Raw genomic sequence first — 22,976 nt, forward strand, 5'->3', positions numbered from 1 at the left:
GCTAGCCACTCTAAACACCGGTATTCTGCGTTTCGTCTTTAGTTTTTATCGTGCACGTGGCTGTGCTTTCCATCATTCCAAAGAGTCAACACATCAGTTGCCACTTGGGCGCCACTACCACAGGCAATAGCAAACTGACTTCTCCATCCCGCCAGAGTTCCTGCAACGTAAAGTCCATCTTCTATTTTATGATCTTCATTTTTTAACCAAATACGTTCCTTTTCAGCAACCGTTTTTGGGTGTGGCTCAATATATGACTCGAGACCTTCAATGGTGATAAGGTTGGTATATCCTACAGCAATAACAGCAATTTTTGTGTGGTAGGTCTTTTTAGTGGTGGTAACTGTAAAACCCTCAGAAGATTTTGATATGGATTTTACTTTTTCATTCTCAATCTGTTCTACATGTGGATATAAAGTATCGAGTTGTTCTTTACCTTGTATCAAGATATCTGAACCGAGAGTTCCTGGCGCTAAACCCAAAACATTATTGAACAAAGCGGTTTGCAAATGTGACGTTCTTTGGTGAGCGATCAAACCAATACGCTTGTTTTCAGCAAACGATTTTGTTTTTGCCGAGCCCAATACCAATGCACACGACATTCCAGCAGCGCCAGCACCAACAATTAAAACGTCATACATTGCGCTTCTCCTTAGAAAGTTTCTCTATGCGTTTTGAAATTCTTAGAATCTGCAAGAGAACAATCGCACAAAGAGATAAAAGTATAGTAATCAACCCTACAATACTTTCTCCACCAAATAGATTATTGAAATTAAGTTTTGTCACATTAAAACCAATGAGCCCCAATGCGATAACCGTTAAAATTATAGATAAAATTTTCATAAAAGATGATTATTAAATTAAGACATCTCAAACAAGGTCTTGATATTTGCTGCAAATAATTTCACTGCAATGGCTAATAAAATAACACCAAATATTTTACGGATGATATTGATACCACTTGGTCCCAAAAACCGCTCAATTCTTGCTGAGGTCTTTAACACCACAAAGATAACAACAACATTTAACAAAACCGCAACAATGATATTTTCTACAGAATATTCAGCTCGTAAAGACAGCAATGTTGTTAAACTTCCAGGACCTGCAATCAATGGGAACGCCAATGGAAATACCGTTGCGGTCATATTGCCGCTCTCTTCATTCTTGTACAACGTAATTCCAAGCGTCATTTCCAAAGAAATAAAGAATAGAATAAAAGCACCTGCCACCGCAAAAGAGTTGATATCAATTCCAATTAGAGACAAAATGTTTTGACCTATAAATAGAAAAATAATAAGGATGACACCAGCAATAAGAGAAGCCTTACCACTTTCAATATGTCCGAATTTTTTACGTAAATCGATAACTATTGGTATGTTACCAATAATATCAATGACCGCAAAAAGAATCATAAACGCCGTGAATATTTCTTTAAAATCAAATTGCATACTTCTAAGCTTTTAATTTTTTTGCAAAAGTAGATTATTAATACTGATTCTTAATGCAAAATAACTATAAATTTTAGCTACTTTTGCTTCCCATTTTTGCACTAAAAAGAACTCATTTTTAAGCCAATACATTATGTTTCAATTAGGAAAAACTATTGTTTCAGAAGACATCATCGAAAAGGATTTTGTATGCAATCTATCTGCATGCAAAGGTGCTTGTTGTATTGACGGCGACGCCGGTGCGCCTTTAGAATTGGCTGAGACCAAAATCATGCAGGACATCTATCCTAAGGTCAAACCTTTTATGCGTCAATCGGGAATTGAGGCGGTTGAGGCGCAAGGCACTTTTATCACTACGGAAGATGGCGAATTTGAAACGCCGTTAATTGATGGGGCAGATTGCGCCTATGTGTTCTTTGACAAAAAAGGAACAGCCCTTTGCGCTATTGAAGAGGCTCATAACCAAGGTGAAATTGATTGGAAGAAACCGGTTTCATGTCATTTATACCCCATCCGCGTTAAAGAATACTCTGAATTCTCAGCAATCAATTATCATAAATGGGAAATTTGTGATGATGCCTGTACTTTAGGCAAAGAGCTTCAAGTACCCGTATATAAATTTGTAAAGCAGGCCCTTATCAGAAAATTTGGCGAAGATTGGTATATGGAATTGGAGAAAGTGGCCGAAAATCATCGTTAGTTGATATCTTTTTACAGAAATTCATACTTATTACTACCATACTTTCAGGATAGTTCAAACCGTTAATATCTCATCGGATCTTCATCGAGAACACTATTTATGATGCTTTAAGAAAAAACTATGTAGGTGTTTTGAAGTAGTAAGCGACTCACCCAAAACGGCAATTCACGCATTGAAATAGCTGTTACACAAAATCACTATTGAGAATACCCGCTCATAACGCTACTTTTGATAAAATTTAAATATTGCTTTTATGAAGACAGTTATTAGCATCTTAATAGTCACAATCTCTTTCTCCTCTACGTTATCGGCTCAAATAACAGCAACCATAGTTTTTGAAAATCATAGTGACAAAACCACCATTTCTGGTGTTTTCTATAGTTCAGCAACCAATCAAAGTGTGCCAATTCATTCCTTGGAAAATATTAGTATTGATCTTCCCGAAAATGGATCTTATAATTTTCAATTTTATTCAGAGGACGTTCGTGCATTTATCCCTAACCCTGTTAAGATAACCCATCGGAAAAGCACTGTAATCATTAAATTGGAAAATAAACCTGAACGTGTTGATTTGAGCAGCATTCCAAATTCTTTTTTGATAAAAAACATCTCTGATTTCTCAAGAGAACAAATTGAAGAAGCCATTACCCAGAACACCATAAACTTTATATGTCATGGTTTGGTTTCATTAAACTCTGAAAGTGTTCAATCTTTTAAAAATGAATTTGGCGTTGGGTTTATTAGCCAAAATTGTGTTATTGATCCCGTTTCGTTTAAAATAGCAATGGCCAATAACAAAAGAATTGAAACGTATTTGAACTTAAAATATGGAAAAGGATGGAAAAACAAACTTCCGATGCTTCCTTTCGGAATGCAGGGCACTTGAAATCCAAAATGAAAGCTCGAGCTAACACCTTAAACAAATTCATTCTTCACGAGAAACCTTTAATTTATAAGACTCAATGCTACAATGGCACATATGCACACTAGGTCATTTATAACTAAAAATCATGCTGTCTTTAAATTGTTCGCACTTGTTGGAATATGCACAATAACTTTGGTACCCAAAGACTTCCCATCAGCATCGTACATATCTTCAATGTCCATTTTATAATCTGTAGTAAAACGTTTGGAAAAGTTAGCCAACCGCGCTTTAGTAATAGCCAAGCCAACTGATTTTCTTTTCAAGACTCTGCCGTGATTTATTTCTTCAGAAGCTTTTCTTCCTATACCATTATCTGTAATTGAAACATTTATAAAATCATTATCTACCTTATATACTCTCAATTCAATTTGTTTATTATCTTTTTTAGATGACAGTCCGTGCCATAAGGCATTTTCAAGAAAAGGCTGTAAAATAAGAGACGGCACTTTAATGATGGATGTATTAATCCCAGGTTCAACATGTACCGTGAAACTGATTTCATTGGAAAATCTAATATTTTCAATGTTCATGTAAAGTTGCATCGTATCCAATTCATCTTCTAAAGAAATTTCCTTTTCGGTTGAGGCAATCAATATTTTCCTGATAAATTTTGAAAACTTGTTCAAATAATAAACTGCATTTTCTTTTTCATTATTGATAATATAGAGTTTGATAGAATTTAAAGAGTTAAATATGAAATGTGGATTCATCTGACTTCTCAGCATATCTTGCTCGAGGGTGATGATCTGCTTTTCATGACTCAACTGTCTATTCCTATTTATGGCAATCATAATACCGGCAATAATTGCCAAAACCAAAAGAGCTGCCCAAAAAATGGTTTGATTGCGTTGGAGCTTTGATTTCACCAATTCATTCTCACTGGCCAATTGTATAATTTGGTTGTTTTTGGCCTCATTCTCATATTGTATGATGATATCACTCACATATTGCATATTACGCTCAGTGAAAATGGTGTTTTCAAGCTCAACCGCTTTCTCATAATGATTTAATGCTGCTTCATAATCTTTATTTTTCTTATATAAATCAGCCAAACGTTTATGGGCATCAACGGTCGATGTTTTTAAGCCATAGGTCCCAGAAACGTCCAATCCTTTCTTAAGATTAATTTCTGCCAAACTATCCATTCCTAACTTTTGTTGTACCCAGCCCAAATTGATATAAGCATAAGAAATATAATATTGATCCCCCAATCGAAGTGCTTTTTTCAAGCCTTCTTCAATGATCGTTTTAGCTTCCTTATATTTTTTTTGTTTGATATAAACCTGTCCAATACTATTGTAACAAATGACCCGGCCAACTTCTGAATCAATCTGTTCGTTATAATCCAAAGAACGCTTATAGTTTACTAATGCCAAATCGAGAAGTCCTTTGGCCTCATCAGCGTAGCCCAGATTATGATAGTTGATGGCCAAGCCCAGTCTATTTCCAGTTTGATTTTCAATAACTAATGACTTTTCAAATTGCTCAATGGCCAAATCATATTGTTTTAAAGTCAAATAAACATTTCCCATGCTGTTTTGGGATACGGCAATACTCGCCTTTAATTCTGGCGTTGTTATTTCAGCCGAATTGGCGAGATCCAAAGCTTCTTTATGATAATCAAGAGCTGGTTTAATGAAATCCATCCGTCTGTAAACCACACCAATCATATTGAGACTAATAACTTCCAACTCTATATTATGAGCTTCCTGAGCTAATTTTTGTGCCTTTTTATGCATCTCTAAGGCGGTTTCGTAAAAAGATCTATTTCTATAAATTTCACCCAACTTATTAAAAGCATAACTTTCAACCTCTAAGGCATGGGCTTTTGATGCTCTGTTTGCCAAGCTTTTCAAAACCAAACTGTCATTTCTAAACCCTGAAAATAGCTCATCAATTGCCGCGTATTCTTTAGGCCATGAATTATTCATATGTTGTAAGATACTTTCAAAATCACTCGGCTTTTCATTTTGGGCCTGAAGAGAAACCACAGCACCAAAAAGCAACATGCCGGTAAGAAAAGGCATAACATATCCTTTAATAAATGCTATATGTTTTAGGGAAACTTGCTGCATGTCTTATAACTTTTCTAGAAAGTCTGATTTTCTTTGTCTTGCTACCGGTATTTTATGATTAGACTCTAAAATAACATAGCCTTCATTTTTTATAAATTCTTTAATTTTTTTTAAGTTGATAATGTAGGAATTGTGTATCCTGAAAAATTGATTTACAGGTAAAACGCCATTCATTTCTTTCAACTTCTTGGTCAAAACAATGTTTTGGCCATTCTCCACCACAATCGTACTATAATTTCCATCGGATTCCACATATAAGATTTCATCCGCATCTAAAAAAATGAGTTTACCATCGGTGTTTATAGTAATCTTTTTCTGATCAAATTTTGAATTAAAATTGAGCAATACCTCTTCAATTTTAGAAGAAGCAACCATTTTAGAACTGTACTTTTTGATTTTTTTTATAGTTTCTTCCAAATCATCGGAGTCAATTGGCTTCAACAAATAATCTATGGCATCATTCTTTAAAGCTTTTATTGCAAATTCATTATAGGCTGTGGTAATTACCACAGCAAAATCTTTGTTGGAAAGCTTTTCCAAGAACTGAAATCCATCCATGGTGGGCATTTGAATATCCAAAAACAAACAGTCCAACAGGTTATTATCTAAATAATCAATAGCCTCTTCAGGACTGGTGAATGTTTTGATAACCTGAATGTCGTCACTAAAATTTGAAAGTTCCCAAGTGAGACTTTGAATAGCCTTTGGCTCATCGTCAACTATTACAGCTTTTATCATAGATTAAATATAATAATATTAGTCTTGGCTTTGATGCAAAAATGTATGGTTAGCATTATTTCCTGTATAATATGCATATTATAACAATTAATACAATTTATCCACTTCATTTATATTGCGTAACAAATAACAATTACCAACTATACAGTTTTTCATACCAACTATACAAAAGTCTATAAATTTGAAGGTAAAATTATCGACATTTGACAAAGGGATTTATTTAATTACCTAATAAGAAGTGATCGTGGGGATTCACTTTTAGATTAAATGCTATTAATCAATAGAAGTCAGGGGTCAAACCCTGACTTTTTTAATAGACATTTATCTTTTATAACGCTATTTTCTAATAATAATTTCAGTTAGTTTAGTTAATTATTGTTTAAAAAAGGAACGTCAAAAGACGTTCCTTTTAAATTTTCATAAACCTTGTACTCTCTTAAATTATTAGGGTCTAAATGAAGATGAGTCACTACTCTGAAGACGATTAATTTGGCTTCAGGTTATTAAAAATTAAAGCTTCACTTTTTATATTTTTATTCTTGAACGAGAACCCTATATTTGGAAGCTTTAATTGTTTTTAATATGAGGTCCCAAAATATTATAATTACTGAAAGCATGTTGGCCAGCAATGGCAAGCGTTTCATCAATTATCTTATAGATTTAATCCCACAATATGCAATCAGTTTTGGTATAGGGTACGCCTCTGTTTACCTGGCAGAGTACATCGGTTATTATGGGCTTAGCGATTTTTTGTTAGACATCTCTTTTGCTGAAGAATTGCTCTTCAATTATGTGCTACTCATATTTTACTATGTCCTTTTTGAAAGCCTCACTTCTAAATCTTTGGGAAAATATGCTACTAATACAAAAGTGATCTTGCAGAATGGACAGGAACCTACCCCGAAGGATATTCTTATCAGAAGTTTTTGCAGATTAATCCCTTTTGATGCTTTATCCTTTTTAGGAACCAAGGGTAAAGGTTGGCATGATTCCATTTCAAAAACTTATGTCGTCGATAGTGAAGCCTTTGAAGCCGCTAAGCTATTAGCCAATGAACTCGATCAAATAGGCCATTTATCTTAATAAACATCCTAATTATCAGATATGGGCAAAACCCAACAATTGTTTTCCCTTTTTATTTGATACTCATATAACTTGCTTAAATTTGCACTTCAATTTTTCATACTATGTACAGAAGTCACAACTGTGGTGAGTTAAGAGCATCACATATCGATAAAGAAGTTACACTTTCAGGGTGGGTACAAAAGAGTCGCGACAAAGGATTCGTGCTTTGGGTCGATCTACGCGACCGTTACGGCATTACGCAGCTTGTATTTGATGATGAGCGCAGTTCAAAATCACTGATGGAACAAGCACAAAGCCTAGGCCGGGAGTTTGTTATTCAAGCCAAAGGCACCGTTATTGAACGCGCTTCAAAAAACGCGAATATTCCAACAGGTGATATCGAAGTTTTAGTTTCAGAATTGACCATTTTAAATTCTGCACTTCTTCCGCCTTTTACCATTGAAGACAATACCGATGGTGGGGAAGAATTACGAATGAAATACCGCTACTTGGATATCCGCAGAAATCCTGTGAAAAACAGTTTGATTTTTAGGGCCAAAGTCGCACAAGAAGTTCGCAACTATTTATCAAATGAAGGTTTTATAGAAGTTGAAACACCGTATTTAATCAAATCAACGCCAGAAGGCGCTCGTGATTTTGTGGTACCAAGCCGTATGAATGAAGGCCAATTTTATGCGCTTCCGCAGAGCCCACAAACCTTCAAACAACTCTTGATGGTTGGGGGCATGGACAAATATTTCCAAATTGTAAAATGCTTCAGGGATGAGGATTTACGTGCAGACAGACAACCTGAATTCACACAAATTGACTGCGAAATGGCATTTGTGGAGCAAGAAGACATTTTAGATGCTTTTGAAGGCTTGACACGTCATTTATTGAGAGAAGTTAATGGCGTGGACATCGAAAAATTCCCACGTATGACTTATGATGAAGCCATGGCGAAATACGGAAACGATAAACCGGACATTCGCTTCGGGATGGAGTTTGGAGACTTAAATACGGCAACACAGCATAAGGATTTTGGCGTATTCAACAGTGCAGAATTGGTCATCGGTATTGCAGTTCCTGGCGGGAATACCTATACACGTAAAGAAATTGACCAATTAATTGATTGGGTAAAGCGTCCGCAAATTGGTGCTTTGGGCATGATTTACGCACGTTATAATGACGATGGCACATTTAAATCGTCAGTGGATAAATTTTATGATCAAGAAGATTTAGCGAAATGGGCAGAAATAACAGGTGCCAAACCTGGAGATCTTATTTGTGTGCTCTCAGGAGATGCGCATAAAGTTAGACCGCAACTAAGCGCCTTACGTATGGAACTGGCCACACGTATGGGCTTGCGAAATCCGAAAGAATTTGCGCCCTTATGGGTAGTTGATTTCCCATTATTGGAATGGGATGAAGATACGGAACGTTTTCACGCTATGCATCACCCGTTCACGGCTCCAAAACCAGGGCAATTGGAACTTTTAAAAACCGATCCGGGCGCAGTAAAAGCCAATGCCTATGACTTGGTCTTGAACGGCAACGAAATTGGCGGTGGATCCATTAGGATTCACGACAAGAAAACCCAAGCCTTAATGTTTGATTATTTAGGGTTTACGCCTGAAGAGGCCACTGCTCAATTTGGGTTTTTAATGGATGCCTTCCAATATGGGGCACCACCGCACGGTGGATTGGCCTTTGGCTTGGACCGATTAGTGGCAATTCTGGGCGGCCAGGAAACCATTCGCGATTTTATTGCATTCCCAAAAAACAATTCTGGGCGTGATGTTATGATTGATGCACCTGCGCCAATTGATGATAAACAACTTGACGAACTGAGCTTAAAGCTTAATATAAAATCCAAATAATTCGAGTCCTGCATTGCGCAGGACTTTTTGTATAAAAGATGCCAAAACAGAAGTCATTAAAGCGGTTTTTAATATTGAGATATAAATATATTTCTCAAAAAAACTTTGTTTATGTACTCTGTATCCTTGTTGGTCTAGTGGTCGGATTGGCATCAGTAGTTTTAAAAAACATCACCTTTGCCATACAAAAAGGGCTGGAACTGGGGATCATTATTTCCCACAACCAACTTTACTTTGTTTTACCGATAATTGGTCTCCTTTTAGTATATCTGTTTAAAAAATACTTGGTACGAAAAGAGTTGATACCATCTGTTCCTCCAGTTTTAAAACGCGCTATCCCCTCTTTGTTATATTCTTTATTGCGGCAAAAAGGACTCCTTTCCTATAAACTTATATACCATCCGTTAATAATGGCGCCGCTAACCGTTGGGTTTGGTGGATCAGTAGGATTATTAGGACCGGCAATAACATCAGGCTCCGCTTTAAGTTCCAATTTAAGCAGATTGTTGAGGGTGGATAGAAAAACCAGAACCCTTCTTATTGCTTGTGCTACCGCCGGCGCGATGGCGTCTATGTTTAAATCGCCCATTGCAGGAATTGTCTTTGCAATTGAAGTGTTCAGTCTCGATTTAACATTCGCATCCTTATTGCCATTACTAATTTCTTCTATTTGCTCGATTTTAACCTCCTACTTTTTTTTGGGAGATGAAGTATTATTCGACTTTACGGTTTCAGATACGTTTACTATTGAAGACACCCCTTTCTATATTATTTTAGGAATTGGAACAGGGATTGCATCATTATATTTCACAAAGATATACTTCGCTATTTATGCTTTTTTTGACCGATTCAAAACGCGCTTTGTAAAATTACTTGTTGGCGGTTTGGCCATAGGAATTATGCTTTATTTTATTCCGCCACTTTATGGGGAAGGCTTAAGTTTTACCAGAGATTTGTTTAGTGGCGATTATTTGCACGCCTTGGGTTCCAACCCATTTGACAACTATTTGGATAATGTTTGGGTAGTCATTGTGCTGCTTCTCGGATTTTCACTTTTTAAAGTCATCGCCATGACCACCACCTTTGCAGCGGGCGGTGTAGGAGGAATTATTGTTCCTACCATGGTAATGGGGAGTGCGCTGGGAAATGTTATCGCTAAAATATTAAATAATTTAGGCCTCGGGTTTCATGTTTCTGAAGCCAATTTCACTTTGGTAGGAATGGCAGGATTAATTGCCGGCGTCATTCATGCACCTTTGACCGCCATCTTTTTGATTGCTGAAATTACAGGTGGCTATGCTCTATTCTTACCTCTAATGATTACGGTGGCCATTTCATATATGATTACTAAAAACTACATGGAACATACTATTTATACCCGTGAGTTGGCAGAAAGAGGAGATCTCCTAACCCATGATAGAGACAAAAACGTATTAACCTTAATGCGGCTAGAAACCGTAATTGAAAGAAACTTTATCCAATTAAACCCAACCATGACTTTTGGAGAAATGCTTCATAAAGGGGTCTCCAAATCAACACGAAATTTGTTTCCGGTAACGGATTCTGAGAATCGCTTTTTGGGGGTTATACTATTGGATGATATCCGGGAATTACTGTTTGATCAGAAATTATATGACAGCACTTTTGTTTCAGATTATATATACAATCCTCCAGATTTGATTATTTTTGAAGAAGATAACATGCAAACCGTTATGGATAAGTTTCAAAGCTCGGGCGCCTGGAACCTTCCTGTAATAAAGAATGGAAAGTATGATGGTTTTGTATCAAAATCTAAACTATTGACTGCATATAGAAGTCAACTGATTAACTTTAACAAATAATGAAATACTTTATAATTATTTTAACCATAGCCAGTTTAGGCAGTATTGCAGGAGGTTTTATTTTTGACACTGACTATTCCCAAAAAATGATTGGGTTTGGAGTCGTTGGCTTATTTCTCTTTGTATTTCCGTTATTTGCCTATTACCGATGGAAAGACAAAGATTTTAGGGATTATATGCTCACCAAGGAAAATCTTGATAAGATGCGCGAAAATGAAAAACATAAGTTTTAATTTAGATTTCGTTTTTCAATAAAGAAGCGTTTTAACAGCTGCGCTGACTCCTCCGCCAAAATCCCACCAATCATCACCGTCTTAGGATGCAGCTTGGTTTTTAATGCGATACAGCCTCTCTCATGATCTCTTGCGCCGTAAACAATTTTACTTATTTGACTCCAGTATAAGGCGCCAGCACACATTTGACAAGGCTCTAAAGTCACATACAGCGTACAGTTCACCAGATATTTTCCTCCTAAAAAATTGGAAGCTGCAGTAATAGCCTGCATCTCAGCATGAGCTGTCACATCAGTAAGAAGCTCGGTTAAATTATGAGCTCTAGCAATAATTCTATTGTCAATCACAATTAAAGCACCCACAGGAATTTCTCCTCTATCAAAAGCATATTCAGCTTCCTGCAAAGCTTTTCTCATAAAATAATCGTCATCAAAAGGGTTTTCCACGAGCCAATCTTCAAAGGTTAAAAATCAAAAATACAATTTCAAATGCTACATTTGTAGTCTGATGAAAAAATTATTAGACCATATCCATTCGCCTTCAGATTTAAGAGTCTTAAATCAAGAGGACCTACCACAACTTGCCAAAGAATTACGCGAATTTATTGTGGATATTGTGGCCACCAAAGAAGGTCATTTAGGAGCTAGCCTAGGAGTAATTGAACTGACCATCGCCCTTCATTATGTCTTTCAAACCCCTTTAGACTTGTTGGTTTGGGATGTGGGCCATCAGGCATACGGACACAAAATATTGACCGGAAGAAAAGAAATTTTTGATACCAACAGACAACTGCATGGCATTAGTGGTTTTCCAAAAAGAGATGAAAGCGATTATGACACATTTGGTGTAGGCCACTCCTCCACCTCTATTTCTGCGGCACTAGGCATGGCCATCGCCTCACAGTTAAAAGGTGAAGACCGGCATCATGTCGCTATTATTGGTGATGCCTCCATCGCCAGCGGAATGGCATTTGAAGGCCTTAATCACGCTGGGGTCACAGATGCCAATTTACTGGTCATACTTAATGACAACGCTATTGGCATTGACCCAAGTGTAGGTGCTTTAAAACAATATTTGACCAATGTCAAAAAAGGGACTGAAAAACAAGACAATATTTTTGAAGCCCTTAATTTCAATTATTCCGGACCTATTGACGGACACGATTTAGATGCTCTAATTTCTGAATTAAACCGAATGAAAACCGTCAAGGGCCCTAAGTTTTTACACGTGATTACCACCAAAGGAAAAGGCCTGAAACAAGCTGAAGAAAATCAGGTCACCTATCATGCACCCGGAAAATTTGATTCTATCACTGGAGAATTGATTAAGAAGTCAGCGTCTTCACTTACAAAATTTCAGGATGTTTTTGGAGTGACCATAGTTGAGTTGGCTGAACAAAACCCAAAGATTGTAGGCATCACACCTGCAATGCCAACAGGAAGTTCTCTAAAATTTATGATGGACCTAATGCCAGATCGCGCTTTTGACGTTGGTATTGCAGAGCAGCATGCCGTAACACTTTCCGCAGGTATGGCCACCCAAGGGATGGTCGTTTTTTGTAATATTTATTCTACATTTTTGCAACGGGCTTATGACCAAGTGATCCATGATGTGGCGCTACAGAATTTACCAGTTGTTTTTTGTTTGGATCGTGCAGGCCTGGTTGGCGAAGATGGCGCAACCCATCATGGCGTTTTTGATTTGGCGTATTTAAGATGCATTCCAAACCTCATCATTTGTGCACCCCGTGATGAGATTGAACTGCGTAACATCATGTACACCGCCCAATTGGGACTTGAACACCCCATAGCTATAAGGTATCCTCGCGGGTATGGCGTGATTGCAAATTGGAAGTTACCTTTTAAAAAATTGGAAATTGGCAAAGGTGAAATGCTCAAGCAAGGAACAAAAATTGCCATTCTAAGTGTCGGATTTATGGCCGAAAACGCGAAAGAAGCGATATTAAAAGTAGATCCTAAATATGAAATTGCGCATTATGATATGCGGTTTATTAAACCTTTGGACGAACCACTGTTACACTCCATTTTCAAGTCATTTAAGTATCTCATTACTATGGAAGACGGCACTATTACGGGGGGATTTGGAACAGCAATTTTAGAATTTGCCGCACAACATTACTATCATATCCCTATAAAAACAGTGGGCGTTCCTGATAATTTCATAGAACACGGCAGTGTTTCACAATTGCAGGTATTAGCGCAGATGGATGCGACCTATATCGTCAAATGCATTGAATACGCTTTACTCGTTATCGAGTCCAACTAAATCTGCCTGCTGTGGGGCAGTATCAATATTTACCTGAATTGGGGAATCGTTCGTCTTTGAAAGGTCATTTATCACCAATAAAAAAGACACCGTTATAAACAGAATGGCTAAGGCACCAAGGATATTTTTTTTCATAATTTGGGAGTTCGGAGTTACCCAAATATACAAAAATATCGACAAGATGTAATCTTTTTACGATAAAAGACACTTAAAAATGTGTCCCCTGTAGTTTTTTATGAGTAGAAATTGCCTTACTGTCAGAAAACTTAGCGACGTAATTACAGATGCCCAATAAACTGTGATAGAGGTTTTCCTGATTCAAATCTAAAGTTTTCGGGAAAATTTTAAGGATCAGCTTATGGTAACTACTCAATGTGCCTTCATGATGATTGACGATGGTGTCTGTAAAAACCTCTAAAATACCATCAATAATTTTGTAACCTGCTATTTCTTTATTGATGACCTCTTCCGATTGATAAACCTTTTCAACACTCAGTTTAATGATATCCTTAATCTGCGCTTGATACTTCGAAACATCCAATAAAGCTTTATCGAATTGACCTTTTAGAATAGCATCTTCATGCGTCATAAACAAATCGACAGCTTCATTGATCAAAGTACTGATGGCGAGTGCTCGCAAATAACTGATCCGATCTTCTGTATTGGACAACGCATGATAATTATTAGTATTTATTGTGTTTCTTACTAATTTTATAAGATATTCAAGTGCATATTCTTCATTAATCAGTCCCAAGTTAATACCATCCTCAAAGTCGATGATCGTATAACAAATATCATCCGCAGCTTCTACAAGATACGCCAAGGGATGTCTGGAATAACTGATATCTTGATTGCCAGTTCGATCTATCAGTCCAAGTTCATTGGCAACATCCACAAATGCCTCTTTTTCACTTTGAAAAAACCCATATTTTTTATCAGCAATATGTGAACTTGGCTTTTTTGGTAAGGATTCCTTCGGGTATTTCATAAAGGCCCCAAGCGTTGCATAGCTTAAACGCAGTCCACCTAATCTTCCTACTCGACTTTCAGTCAATATTTTAAACCCATTGGCATTCCCTTCAAAAGCACATAAATCCTGATATTCCTTTTCGGTCAGATGTGCTTTAAACTTTTTGCCTGAGCCGTTCCTAAAAAATTCGCCAATAGCTTTCTCACCAGAATGTCCAAAAGGTGGATTCCCAATATCATGAGATAAGGCCGCTGCGGCAACAATAGCTCCAAAATCATTGGCTTGGTACCCATGAATGCTTTGAAGATGTGGATATTTTGCCAATACTTCTTGGCCTACGCGTCTTCCAAGGCTTCTACCCACCACACTTACTTCCAAACTGTGGGTTAAACGGGTGTGCACAAAATCAGTATTTGACAATGGAATGACCTGAGTTTTGTCTTGAAGACTTCTAAATTCAGAAGAAAAAATGATCCGATCATAGTCTACTTCAAAACCCAAACGGGTTTCATCCTGTTCCTTTCTGATCCGTTTATGCGAATCGCCAAATCGTTTCAATGATAATAATTGCTCCCAGTTCATAGTAAGGTTTTATGCGTCCGCAAGATACATTTTTCAATGTTAAATTAAGAAGTCCATTTTGCAATAATTTACATACCGCTAACATTTACCTAACTTTTTTGTGACCTAGGTTTCATCTTAAGTTAACCTCGCTCTTGCACATCATGACTTTCTTTGCGGTGACTTTTATAACCAACATATGAAGACTATTTTAATTGCATTACCATTTCTTTTCACCACTATATTGAGTGCGCAATCCAAGGCATCCATTGCCGGAAAACTGATTGACAAAGAATATAACAATGAGCCTCTAGCCTTTGGAAACGTGCTCATTAAAGGCACCACGATTGGAACGACATCAGATATGGATGGCACCTACGTTTTCGATAACTTAAATGAAGGACAGTACACATTAATATACAGTTATGTAGGCTATGAAACAAAGGAGTTGGAGGTTGCGGTTGCAGCAGGAAAAGTTGTGAGCATCAACGTGGATATGGTTGCCGACGCCGCAGCTTTAGACGAAGTTTTAATTACTACTACCACTCGAAAAGAAAGCGAAATAGCCTTACTCCTGACCCAAAGAAAAGCCATTGAAATCAAGCAAAATATCGGCATTGAGGAATTATCGAGAAAAGGTGTGAGTGATGTGGCAGCTGCTGTCACCAAGACTACCGGTGTTTCAAAACAAGTAGGGTCAAACACTATTTATGTACGTGGTCTTGGCGATCGTTACAATTCAACTTCCATTAATGGTCTTCCGGTGACTTCGAATGATCCTGAAAAGAAAAACATTGATCTTGATATTTTCTCAACAGATATCGTCGAATTTATATCAATTGATAAAGTCTATAGTTCCAATATTTCTGGAGACTTTGCTGGTGGAAACGTTGATATCACTTCCATAAACTATAAAGGAAAAGGCATGTTCGAATTTTCCTTGGGCTCCACCATAGGAACTAATGCCGTTCAAAAATTCAACAATTTCCAATTACAGGAGGGTCCTAAAAAATCCGGTTTCTCTTCTTATGGTGTTCCCAACGATCCTCTTAATGGCTATAATTTTGAAAACAGCTTGGCACCAGTAAAAGAAAAACCTTTAGGTGGCAAGATTGGGTTAAAAGCAGGAAAATCTTTTGAAATTGGAGCAGAGGGTAGCCTTAACTTATTTGCAACGGCTGGTTTTGATAATGGTTTTGGATATCGTGAAGGCATTAACCAAAGTGTCAGTGCGCAGGGTGCTAAATTAAAATCCTTCCATCAAGAGCGCTTTTCTTATCACACCAATACCACGGGTATGTTTAATGCAAATTATCGCATCAACGCTAAGCATAAACTAGCTTATAACTTTTTAATGGTGAACTCTTCCAATCAAATGAGAGACACTTATGAAGGGTTTATACGGGACATCGCTGAAGATGATAACGGACTGATACAACGCAGCACCTACATTCAAAATACCTTATTTATCCATCAATTGTTAGGAAACCATCAATTGTCTGATCAATTCGATTTTGATTGGGCTGCTTCTTACAATAAAGTGGAAGGCGATATGCCAGATAGAACGCAAAACACTTTGAAGTATGTGGATGAGGCCAATGGGTATGTTTTTGCGCAAAACACAATTACAGATAACCACAGGTATTATCAAAACTTGATTGAAGATGAGCTGGCCGCCAACCTCTCCGTTAGTTATAAACTGAATGAAGATGCGAATGGTAATTCTAAAGGAAAAGTAATCTTAGGCTATAATGGCCGATTGAAAAAACGTGATTTTGAAGCCATTCAATTTAATTTCAGAATTTCTGGCCCTCAGCTCAACACGACAGTTGATCCTGACAATCTAGACCTGTTTTTAAATCAACAAAATTTCGAAAATGGTCTCTTTAATATTGAATCGTTCGCTGGTTTAACCCCTCAAACGTATGATGGCGAACAAACCATTCACGCAGGTTTTGCCAGCCTACACTACAAGTTTACCGATAGATTGAGCGCGATAACGGGCATACGATTCGAAAAAGTAGAACAGACCGTTTCCTGGAGAACGCAGTTGGATGCCTCAGGGAAAAGTAACACGTTTAATAGGAATGAATTTTTACCAAGTATCATCTTAAAATATGAACTAGACGACACCCAAAATTTACGCCTAGGCGCAAGTAAAACCTATACCCTACCACAATTTAAAGAAAGGGCCCTATTTATTTATGAAGATGTTACAGAGGTCAAAGTGGGTAACCCAGATCTCTATCCCTCACAAAACTATAACTTAGATTTAAAATGGGAAATGTTTCCTAAAAACTCAGAACTTTTATCAGTCACTGCTTTTGGAAAATATATTTTAGACCCAATAAACGAAATCACCTTAGCCTCTTCTACCAATGATATTTCATTTATAAACACAGGCGACACAGGCTACGTTTATGGCGCTGAGATTGAATTTAGAAAAGACATTTTCAACTTTAACGAAGCACAATCCAATAAACTTTCGGCAGGATTTAATGCTTCTTATATGCAAACGCATCAAGACCTGGATTCTGAAAAGGTAAGAGAGGAAACCAACTACAACACCAATCTTACAAATGACACTTCAAGCTTTACCGGAGCTTCAGATTTTTTATTGAACGCAGATTTGACCTACTTCAAAGATCTTGGTAATTCCGCTAACATGATGGCTACGTTGGCCTATTCTTATACTTCTGAAAGTCTTTATGCTTTAGGGGTAGAAACTAAGGGCAACTTGGTTGACAAGGGTATAGGCTCATTGGATTTCATACTGAAAACCGACATAAATAAAAATTTCGCCATTGATCTTACCGTGTTCAACATGCTTAATCCTGCTATAGAAAGGTTTCAGGAAAATGCGACAGAAAACATAACAGTCTTGTCTTACAAACGCGGTGCTTTTTTCAAACTGGGATTGCGCTACCAATTATAAAACTCAATTATTAGAAATTTTAAACCAAAACAATTAAAAAGTAAACACTATGCAAAAATCAATTTCAAAATTTTTAGGAACAGCACTTTTATTCGCTTTAATATTTACAACCTCATGTTCCAGTGATGATGACAGTCCATCTAATGGTGATGACGGAACAGCATTTGTACTAGAGCGAGATAATCTTAAAGGAGAAATCACTAAAGGCGAGGTCATTTTAGAATCCGGAACCTATAAACTAACAGGACAACTACTGGTAAATGCTGGTGCAAAACTGACCATCAAAAGCGGTGTTAAAATTGAAGCAACTTCTGTGGCCAGTGAGGATTTTGCTGCGGTAAGATATATTGCCGTTGCACAAGACGGAAAAATTGATGTTCAGGGCACCTCATCCAATCCTGTAGTCATGACAGCTACCACTCAATCTCCTGGAGCTTGGGGCGGACTTGTATTATGTGGAAAGGCTCCGATTAATAAAGGTATTACAGCTTCTGCAGAAGTCTCAGATTTAACGTATGGCGGTGGAGATGCGAACGATAGCTCAGGATCCATTAAGTATTTAAGAATAGAATATTCAGGATTTGCCTATAACTCAGAAAAAGAATTTAACGGTCTTTCACTATTTGGTGTTGGAAATGGAACAACTATAGAATATGTTCAGTCTTACGAGGGTTCAGATGATGGTTTTGAATTTTTCGGAGGCACAGCGATCGCAAAATATTTGGTAGTAAATAATAGTTCCGAACAAGTTGGTGATGATTTATTCGACTGGACTGAAGGATGGTCAGGAACTGGCGAAAACTGGTATGGCATCAGAAAAAATGCTGGGAATAGAGGCATTGAGGCTGATAATAATTCAAATAATCATTTGGCCACCCCTATTTCCAACCCTACTATTAAAAATCTCACCTTAGTTGGCTTAGGAGCTGCCGACACCAGTTCAGAAACACAAGCCATTAAATTAAGAGTGGGCACAAAAGCGCAATTTGATAATGTGGTATTAAGCAATTGGAAAACAGGCTTTGACATTCAACATGACGAGAGCGTAGGCTATGTAACTGAAGGTTCTTTGGCTGCTACAAACGTTAAGTTTGATAAGGTCTCCACTTTAACTGTTGGAAAAAATACAGCAGGCGAAGCGGTTGATGTGTCTGGCGTGTACAGTATAAATGAAAATGCAACAGGTGCTGGTAACGGTATTGCTAAGCCTAGTTGGGCCAATGACTGGACCGTTGGTCTATAATAAACTGCATAATAATGGTACCATTTGAGTGAAGTCTATCATTTGCAGGAGACCTTTTCAATATTTGAAAGGGTCTTTTTTATGGAATATAAGCAATGGAACTACATAAATAAAGCCGTCTCAATTTAATTATTGAGACGGCCCTTTTAGTACTTTGGAACCATTAGTTGACCAAAACCCTCTTGGTAACTGTTCTCAATCCATCAGAAATATGGATCAAGTACATTCCCGACTGCGCCTTATCCAATTGGATTACTTCTCTGAAATTAGTTGTGCTATCAAAACGATTTTCAAGAATCTTACGTCCTCTGATATCATAAATTGCGACCTTAATATCTTCGGACGAATGGGATTTTAGCTTTACCGTAAATTCACCACTGTTTGGATTTGGAAAAATTGCGAAGCCTTCAAAACTGTTTTCTTCTATAGATAATGGTTTTGCAAGACAGAGTTCTAAGGTAAATTCATCAATACTTCCGCCATCCAAATCGCGCGTATCAGTAACCTCAAGCGTCCAAGTTCCTGCCGACTTTTCGTTATACATGGTTGACAAATCCCCTTCAGGCGAATAAGTTCCTGTAAAAGGAGCAAAAGCTTTAATAATAGAGGTTGATGCTTCTTGATCAAAAATGGTATTGGTATAATTTTCATCAAATAAATCGCCATTATTTTCGCTCAATACTACTCGAGTTCCTGTTGGGCTTATTAAAACCAATTTTAAATCTGCAACCCAAGTATGGGAAATGTTAACCTTTACATTGATATCAACTACTTGCAAATCATCAGTAACAGGTATGACAGATTTAGAAACTTGGTTGATTACTTCTGTGATAACAACTGGCGTATCAATTGATGTATAGCTATTGCATGAAGACTCATATGTAGAGAAAGAACTCACTGCAGAAGCGGCAGCAGTAGCACATTGACTTGAACCCGTTACTCTCCAATAATACACCGTTGCCTCGTCTAAAGAGGTCATATAAGAATTGGTAGCAACGTTAGCAGACGCCACAACATTTGAAAAAGTGCTTGTGGTTGAAACCTCTACAAAATAGTTTTGGGTATTCACATTCTCCTTCCAAGTCAAAACCACATTGGGAGAAAGTCCATCGGCACCATTTGCAGGCAAGTCTGTGGTTATTGGGGATAAGGTGTTACTGAAAACATTCAACGTAACTAAGGAAGATATTTTCAGAGTCCCTGAGGTTCCGGTGGCTGTAATTTCATATGCTCCAGGAGCAACATTACCCATCCCAGAAATGGTCATGGTAACTGGTGTGCCGTTACTACTTGCGGAAGCTGGACTAAACGTTGCTGAAGCGCCTGCAGGCAAATTTGTAGCTGAAAAACGTGCACTTTGATTATAGCCTTGATAGCTATTGTAAATAAAATTATATACCGCAGCGTTAGGTTTACAAACTGTAGCGGAAGATGTCGAAAAATTCAAAAGATACTTAACGCTTATAATTTTGAAATCTGAGGTATTCACATTATAAAATATATTTCCAGCACCTTCAATTAGAATCCTTGCTTTATTCGTTACAGTACCATCAGGAACAGTTATGTCATGAGATCCATCATTAGGAATATTAGATGCCAATATAATAGGAAAAGTTGCACCTCCATCCAATGACAATTTAATATTTACTTTTGTTGTGTTAATTGGCGCCACATCAGTATTGGCAACATCCCAAGAGATGGTTTTATAGGCCCCAATTTCCCAAGTAACCGCTGAGGTTTGGGATGTTACTTTAAACGGACCAGCGCCAGCAATGGTCGTTGCAGTCATATTATCAACAGCTGTTTGCCCGCCCCGTGCATCATTATCCCTAACCGTTAAAACAAAATTATGAGTCCTTCCTACAGATGCCAATTTTTCCCATGTTGTAGAAGTGCCTCCATTAGACAATACCTCTTCAAATCTTGGGATATATCTTACTGGGTTTGATGTGCCTTGAAAAGAACGCACCATCGGGCCAAACTCATTTGTTTCTTTTGGCGTACCGGTTGGTCCTAAATCAAATTGTTCCCAAGTATAGGTATGCGTATTGGTACCATTAGTGTCTGTAGATGCTCCAGTCAATTTATAAGGCGTTGAAATTGGGATATTATAGGATGCTCCAGCCTCCGCAGTAGGCGCCGAATTTCCGGTAGAGATCAAAGTACCACAGGTACTTTCACCTACAGTAATATTCCGCCATATTTGCCGTAAGCTTGCCTGATGAAAGTAATCACTACTTTTATTTTGAACATTTTGAGGAGAACAAATACCGGCGTAACTTAAAATCGTGGAACCACTGCCCGGTTCATAAGCTGTAGATGCTGTTCTAGTATCCAATCCACAATTACTCGCTGAACCATTAAATGTATGCGTTGCACCAAACTGATGGCCTATTTCATGGGCTACAAAATCTACAGCAAATGCATCCCCTAAGGGGCTTGGCAAACCAGTGGTGCCACCACCTTTATTAGTACCACACACACTGCGTAAATAAGCAGAACCTCCAGACCCTGTTGTAAATGTATGCCCAATATCATAACTGGTTTCACCAATCTTCCCATTGATAAGTGCGGTAATTCCAGAAACGCCTTCACCGTTAGAAAAAATACTATTACCTGTTGTTGAAATCAAACGATCATTATTGGCAACCAAAGTCATTCTTATAGACAATTCTCTGTCATAAATTCCATTCACCCTAGTCATTGTTGTATTAATTGCAGCTAAAGCTGACGCTACAGTGCCGCCGTGAAAATTGGTATACTCAATACTCGTACCTACTGCCAATCTGAACGTACGTCGTGTACCATCATTCGCGTTTCTAGAAGCAATCAAATCAGTATTCAAATCGATTTGACTTTGTAGGCCATCATCGACAAAACCGCATTCAAATAAATTTTGTGTTACAGGAACACTCTGTCTTGAAAAGGCCTCATAAGCACCATCATTGGAATAAGGATTGATAAACTCCGTCTCCTTATCCATTGACATTTTCATGGAGTGCAACCCATTGGGAGAGATACTGAAATACACAACTGCTGAGGCGTTTTTGTACCCATAACCAACATAAGAACGAATTTTTGGAAATTTCGCTTGAAGCTCTGGGTCCATCACCGCATATTCCATAATTCTATAAACCTCCATTGAGCCATCCGAATTTGGAAAATCAAGAAGCGTATTGGACAAGATTCCTGAATCTCTTAACGGAACATTTTTTAAACTAGATCTTAGAATTGCCATATCCAATTGATAATAAGATGCATCAACAGGTCTGGTTTTTTGGGATATTATTTTTTCTTGAGAAATACTGCTTTTTGTAGTCTTAGTCCAGGGAGATGTTCTTTTTTGACCATAAGTCATTGAAAAAGTAAAGATTACTATTAAAAACAAACTTGACTTAAAGTATTTATTCATCATAGACTATATCATTTATATTTGTTTACTATTATCTTTAGTGCCGTGAAAGTTACATTCAAATTAAACCAATTACAAAAATAAAACATTAATGTCTATAAGGATAAGCACACTGGCTATTGTTCTAACAACGTTAATCTTAGTGAGCTCTTGTAAAACCAAACCTCATCAAACATCCTCTTTTGATAAGTTGCCCGAAAAAGGAAAACCGTGCCCTGATAACGGCGAGTGTCACTTCAGCAGCACCCCAAACCAGTCCATTATCCTTAAAAAAGATGAGTTTGGAATAGGTTATGCTCAGTTTTCAAAAAGCGATAATACGCTTTTAAAATTTGAATATCAACGCAATGCGCCTCTTAATACCCTTGACCGACAGTATATTGAACGTATTTATTTTGAACTTCCCAACCCACCAAAACCACTGTTATTACAAAATCGAGATCTTGTAAAAATCAATCTCCTGTTTGAACGGGTATGTTTTTGCAAAGGACACACCGGATTTTATAAAATCAGTGAGGGTGTGCTCTCCTTAAAACCTCTGACAAACAATCGCTACCATTTACAACTTCGTTTTAAAACTGCGGAAGTGCCTCAAATTATTACTGAAATCGATAAAATTTTCAGCTTATAAAAACTCCTATTTTAGACTTCTTTCAAATTACAG

At 37.4% G+C, this 22,976-nt stretch carries 18 protein-coding genes; 10 read left to right on the forward strand and 8 right to left on the reverse strand.

The window, feature by feature from the left end:
- Positions 1–38: 38 nt before the first annotated feature.
- Both G525_RS0118695 and G525_RS0118705 read right to left on the reverse strand, forming a co-directional pair.
- Positions 39–641, reverse strand: coding sequence for an FAD-dependent oxidoreductase (locus G525_RS0118695; RefSeq protein WP_027127500.1), 603 nt, complete (start codon positions 639–641; stop codon positions 39–41).
- 219 nt (positions 642–860) lie between these two features.
- Positions 861–1,448: a MarC family protein gene (locus tag G525_RS0118705; RefSeq protein WP_027127502.1), complete on the reverse strand. Its 588-nt coding sequence runs from the start codon at positions 1,446–1,448 to the stop codon at positions 861–863.
- Between the two features lie 133 nt (positions 1,449–1,581).
- Between G525_RS0118705 and G525_RS0118710 the strand changes: the two genes are divergently transcribed.
- Together G525_RS0118710 and G525_RS0118715 are read left to right on the forward strand one after the other, a co-directional pair.
- Positions 1,582–2,148, forward strand: a complete 567-nt coding sequence (locus tag G525_RS0118710; protein WP_027127503.1) for a DUF3109 family protein — start codon at positions 1,582–1,584, stop codon at positions 2,146–2,148.
- 253 nt (positions 2,149–2,401) lie between these two features.
- Positions 2,402–3,034 carry an FEKKY domain-containing protein gene (locus G525_RS0118715; protein WP_027127504.1) on the forward strand — a complete coding sequence of 211 codons (633 nt, stop codon included), beginning with the start codon at positions 2,402–2,404 and terminating at the stop codon, positions 3,032–3,034.
- A gap of 122 nt (positions 3,035–3,156) precedes the next feature.
- On the opposite strand, the gene G525_RS0118720 is transcribed toward G525_RS0118715, so the two are convergent.
- Entirely contained in the window at positions 3,157–5,100 is a 1,944-nt protein-coding gene (locus G525_RS0118720) for a tetratricopeptide repeat-containing sensor histidine kinase (RefSeq protein WP_169514463.1), read from the reverse strand.
- 51 nt (positions 5,101–5,151) lie between these two features.
- Positions 5,152–5,886, reverse strand: coding sequence for a LytR/AlgR family response regulator transcription factor (locus G525_RS0118725; RefSeq protein ID WP_027127506.1), 735 nt, complete (start codon positions 5,884–5,886; stop codon positions 5,152–5,154).
- Positions 5,887–6,468: 582 nt separating this feature from the next.
- Between G525_RS0118725 and G525_RS21945 the strand changes: the two genes are divergently transcribed.
- From G525_RS21945 to G525_RS0118745, 4 genes are all read left to right on the forward strand, one after another.
- A complete protein-coding gene (locus G525_RS21945) occupies positions 6,469–6,969 on the forward strand; it encodes an RDD family protein (protein WP_157491984.1) in 501 nt (166 codons plus the stop codon).
- 104 nt (positions 6,970–7,073) lie between these two features.
- Entirely contained in the window at positions 7,074–8,831 is a 1,758-nt protein-coding gene (gene aspS / locus G525_RS0118735) for an aspartate--tRNA ligase (protein WP_027127507.1), read from the forward strand.
- Between the two features lie 38 nt (positions 8,832–8,869).
- A complete protein-coding gene (locus G525_RS0118740) occupies positions 8,870–10,672 on the forward strand; it encodes a chloride channel protein (protein ID WP_027127508.1) in 1,803 nt (600 codons plus the stop codon).
- Positions 10,672–10,905 carry a hypothetical protein gene (locus G525_RS0118745; RefSeq protein WP_027127509.1) on the forward strand — a complete coding sequence of 78 codons (234 nt, stop codon included), beginning with the start codon at positions 10,672–10,674 and terminating at the stop codon, positions 10,903–10,905. Before G525_RS0118740 ends, G525_RS0118745 begins: the two co-directional genes overlap by 1 nt.
- Here the strand turns inward: G525_RS0118745 and G525_RS0118750 are convergent.
- Positions 10,902–11,351, reverse strand: a complete 450-nt coding sequence (locus G525_RS0118750) for a nucleoside deaminase (protein WP_027127510.1) — start codon at positions 11,349–11,351, stop codon at positions 10,902–10,904. The two genes, G525_RS0118745 and G525_RS0118750, sit on opposite strands and share 4 nt — an antisense overlap.
- A 61-nt stretch (positions 11,352–11,412) precedes the next feature.
- On the opposite strand from G525_RS0118750, the gene dxs reads away from it, so the two are divergent.
- Positions 11,413–13,191, forward strand: coding sequence for a 1-deoxy-D-xylulose-5-phosphate synthase (gene dxs / locus G525_RS21455; protein WP_035480194.1), 1,779 nt, complete (start codon positions 11,413–11,415; stop codon positions 13,189–13,191).
- On the opposite strand, the gene G525_RS22345 is transcribed toward dxs, so the two are convergent.
- Together G525_RS22345 and G525_RS0118765 are read right to left on the reverse strand one after the other, a co-directional pair.
- Positions 13,168–13,326: a hypothetical protein gene (locus G525_RS22345; protein WP_157491985.1), complete on the reverse strand. Its 159-nt coding sequence runs from the start codon at positions 13,324–13,326 to the stop codon at positions 13,168–13,170. The genes dxs and G525_RS22345 overlap by 24 nt on opposite strands.
- Before the next feature lie 73 nt (positions 13,327–13,399).
- Positions 13,400–14,743, reverse strand: a complete 1,344-nt coding sequence (locus G525_RS0118765; protein ID WP_027127511.1) for a deoxyguanosinetriphosphate triphosphohydrolase — start codon at positions 14,741–14,743, stop codon at positions 13,400–13,402.
- Between the two features lie 178 nt (positions 14,744–14,921).
- Between G525_RS0118765 and G525_RS0118770 the strand changes: the two genes are divergently transcribed.
- Together G525_RS0118770 and G525_RS0118775 are read left to right on the forward strand one after the other, a co-directional pair.
- Positions 14,922–17,657 (forward strand): TonB-dependent receptor, encoded by a 2,736-nt coding sequence (locus G525_RS0118770; protein ID WP_027127512.1) that lies wholly within the window; start codon positions 14,922–14,924, stop codon positions 17,655–17,657.
- Positions 17,658–17,706: 49 nt separating this feature from the next.
- Positions 17,707–18,900 (forward strand): hypothetical protein, encoded by a 1,194-nt coding sequence (locus G525_RS0118775; protein WP_027127513.1) that lies wholly within the window; start codon positions 17,707–17,709, stop codon positions 18,898–18,900.
- Between the two features lie 163 nt (positions 18,901–19,063).
- On the opposite strand, the gene G525_RS21460 is transcribed toward G525_RS0118775, so the two are convergent.
- A complete protein-coding gene (locus tag G525_RS21460; RefSeq protein ID WP_084647804.1) occupies positions 19,064–22,315 on the reverse strand; it encodes a zinc-dependent metalloprotease in 3,252 nt (1,083 codons plus the stop codon).
- 88 nt (positions 22,316–22,403) lie between these two features.
- On the opposite strand from G525_RS21460, the gene G525_RS0118785 reads away from it, so the two are divergent.
- Complete coding sequence (locus tag G525_RS0118785; protein ID WP_157491986.1) at positions 22,404–22,943, forward strand: hypothetical protein; 540 nt, start codon at positions 22,404–22,406, stop codon at positions 22,941–22,943.
- Positions 22,944–22,976 lie beyond the last annotated feature (33 nt).

The organism is Gelidibacter mesophilus DSM 14095 (genome assembly GCF_000423005.1).
Classification (GTDB): domain Bacteria; phylum Bacteroidota; class Bacteroidia; order Flavobacteriales; family Flavobacteriaceae; genus Gelidibacter; species Gelidibacter mesophilus.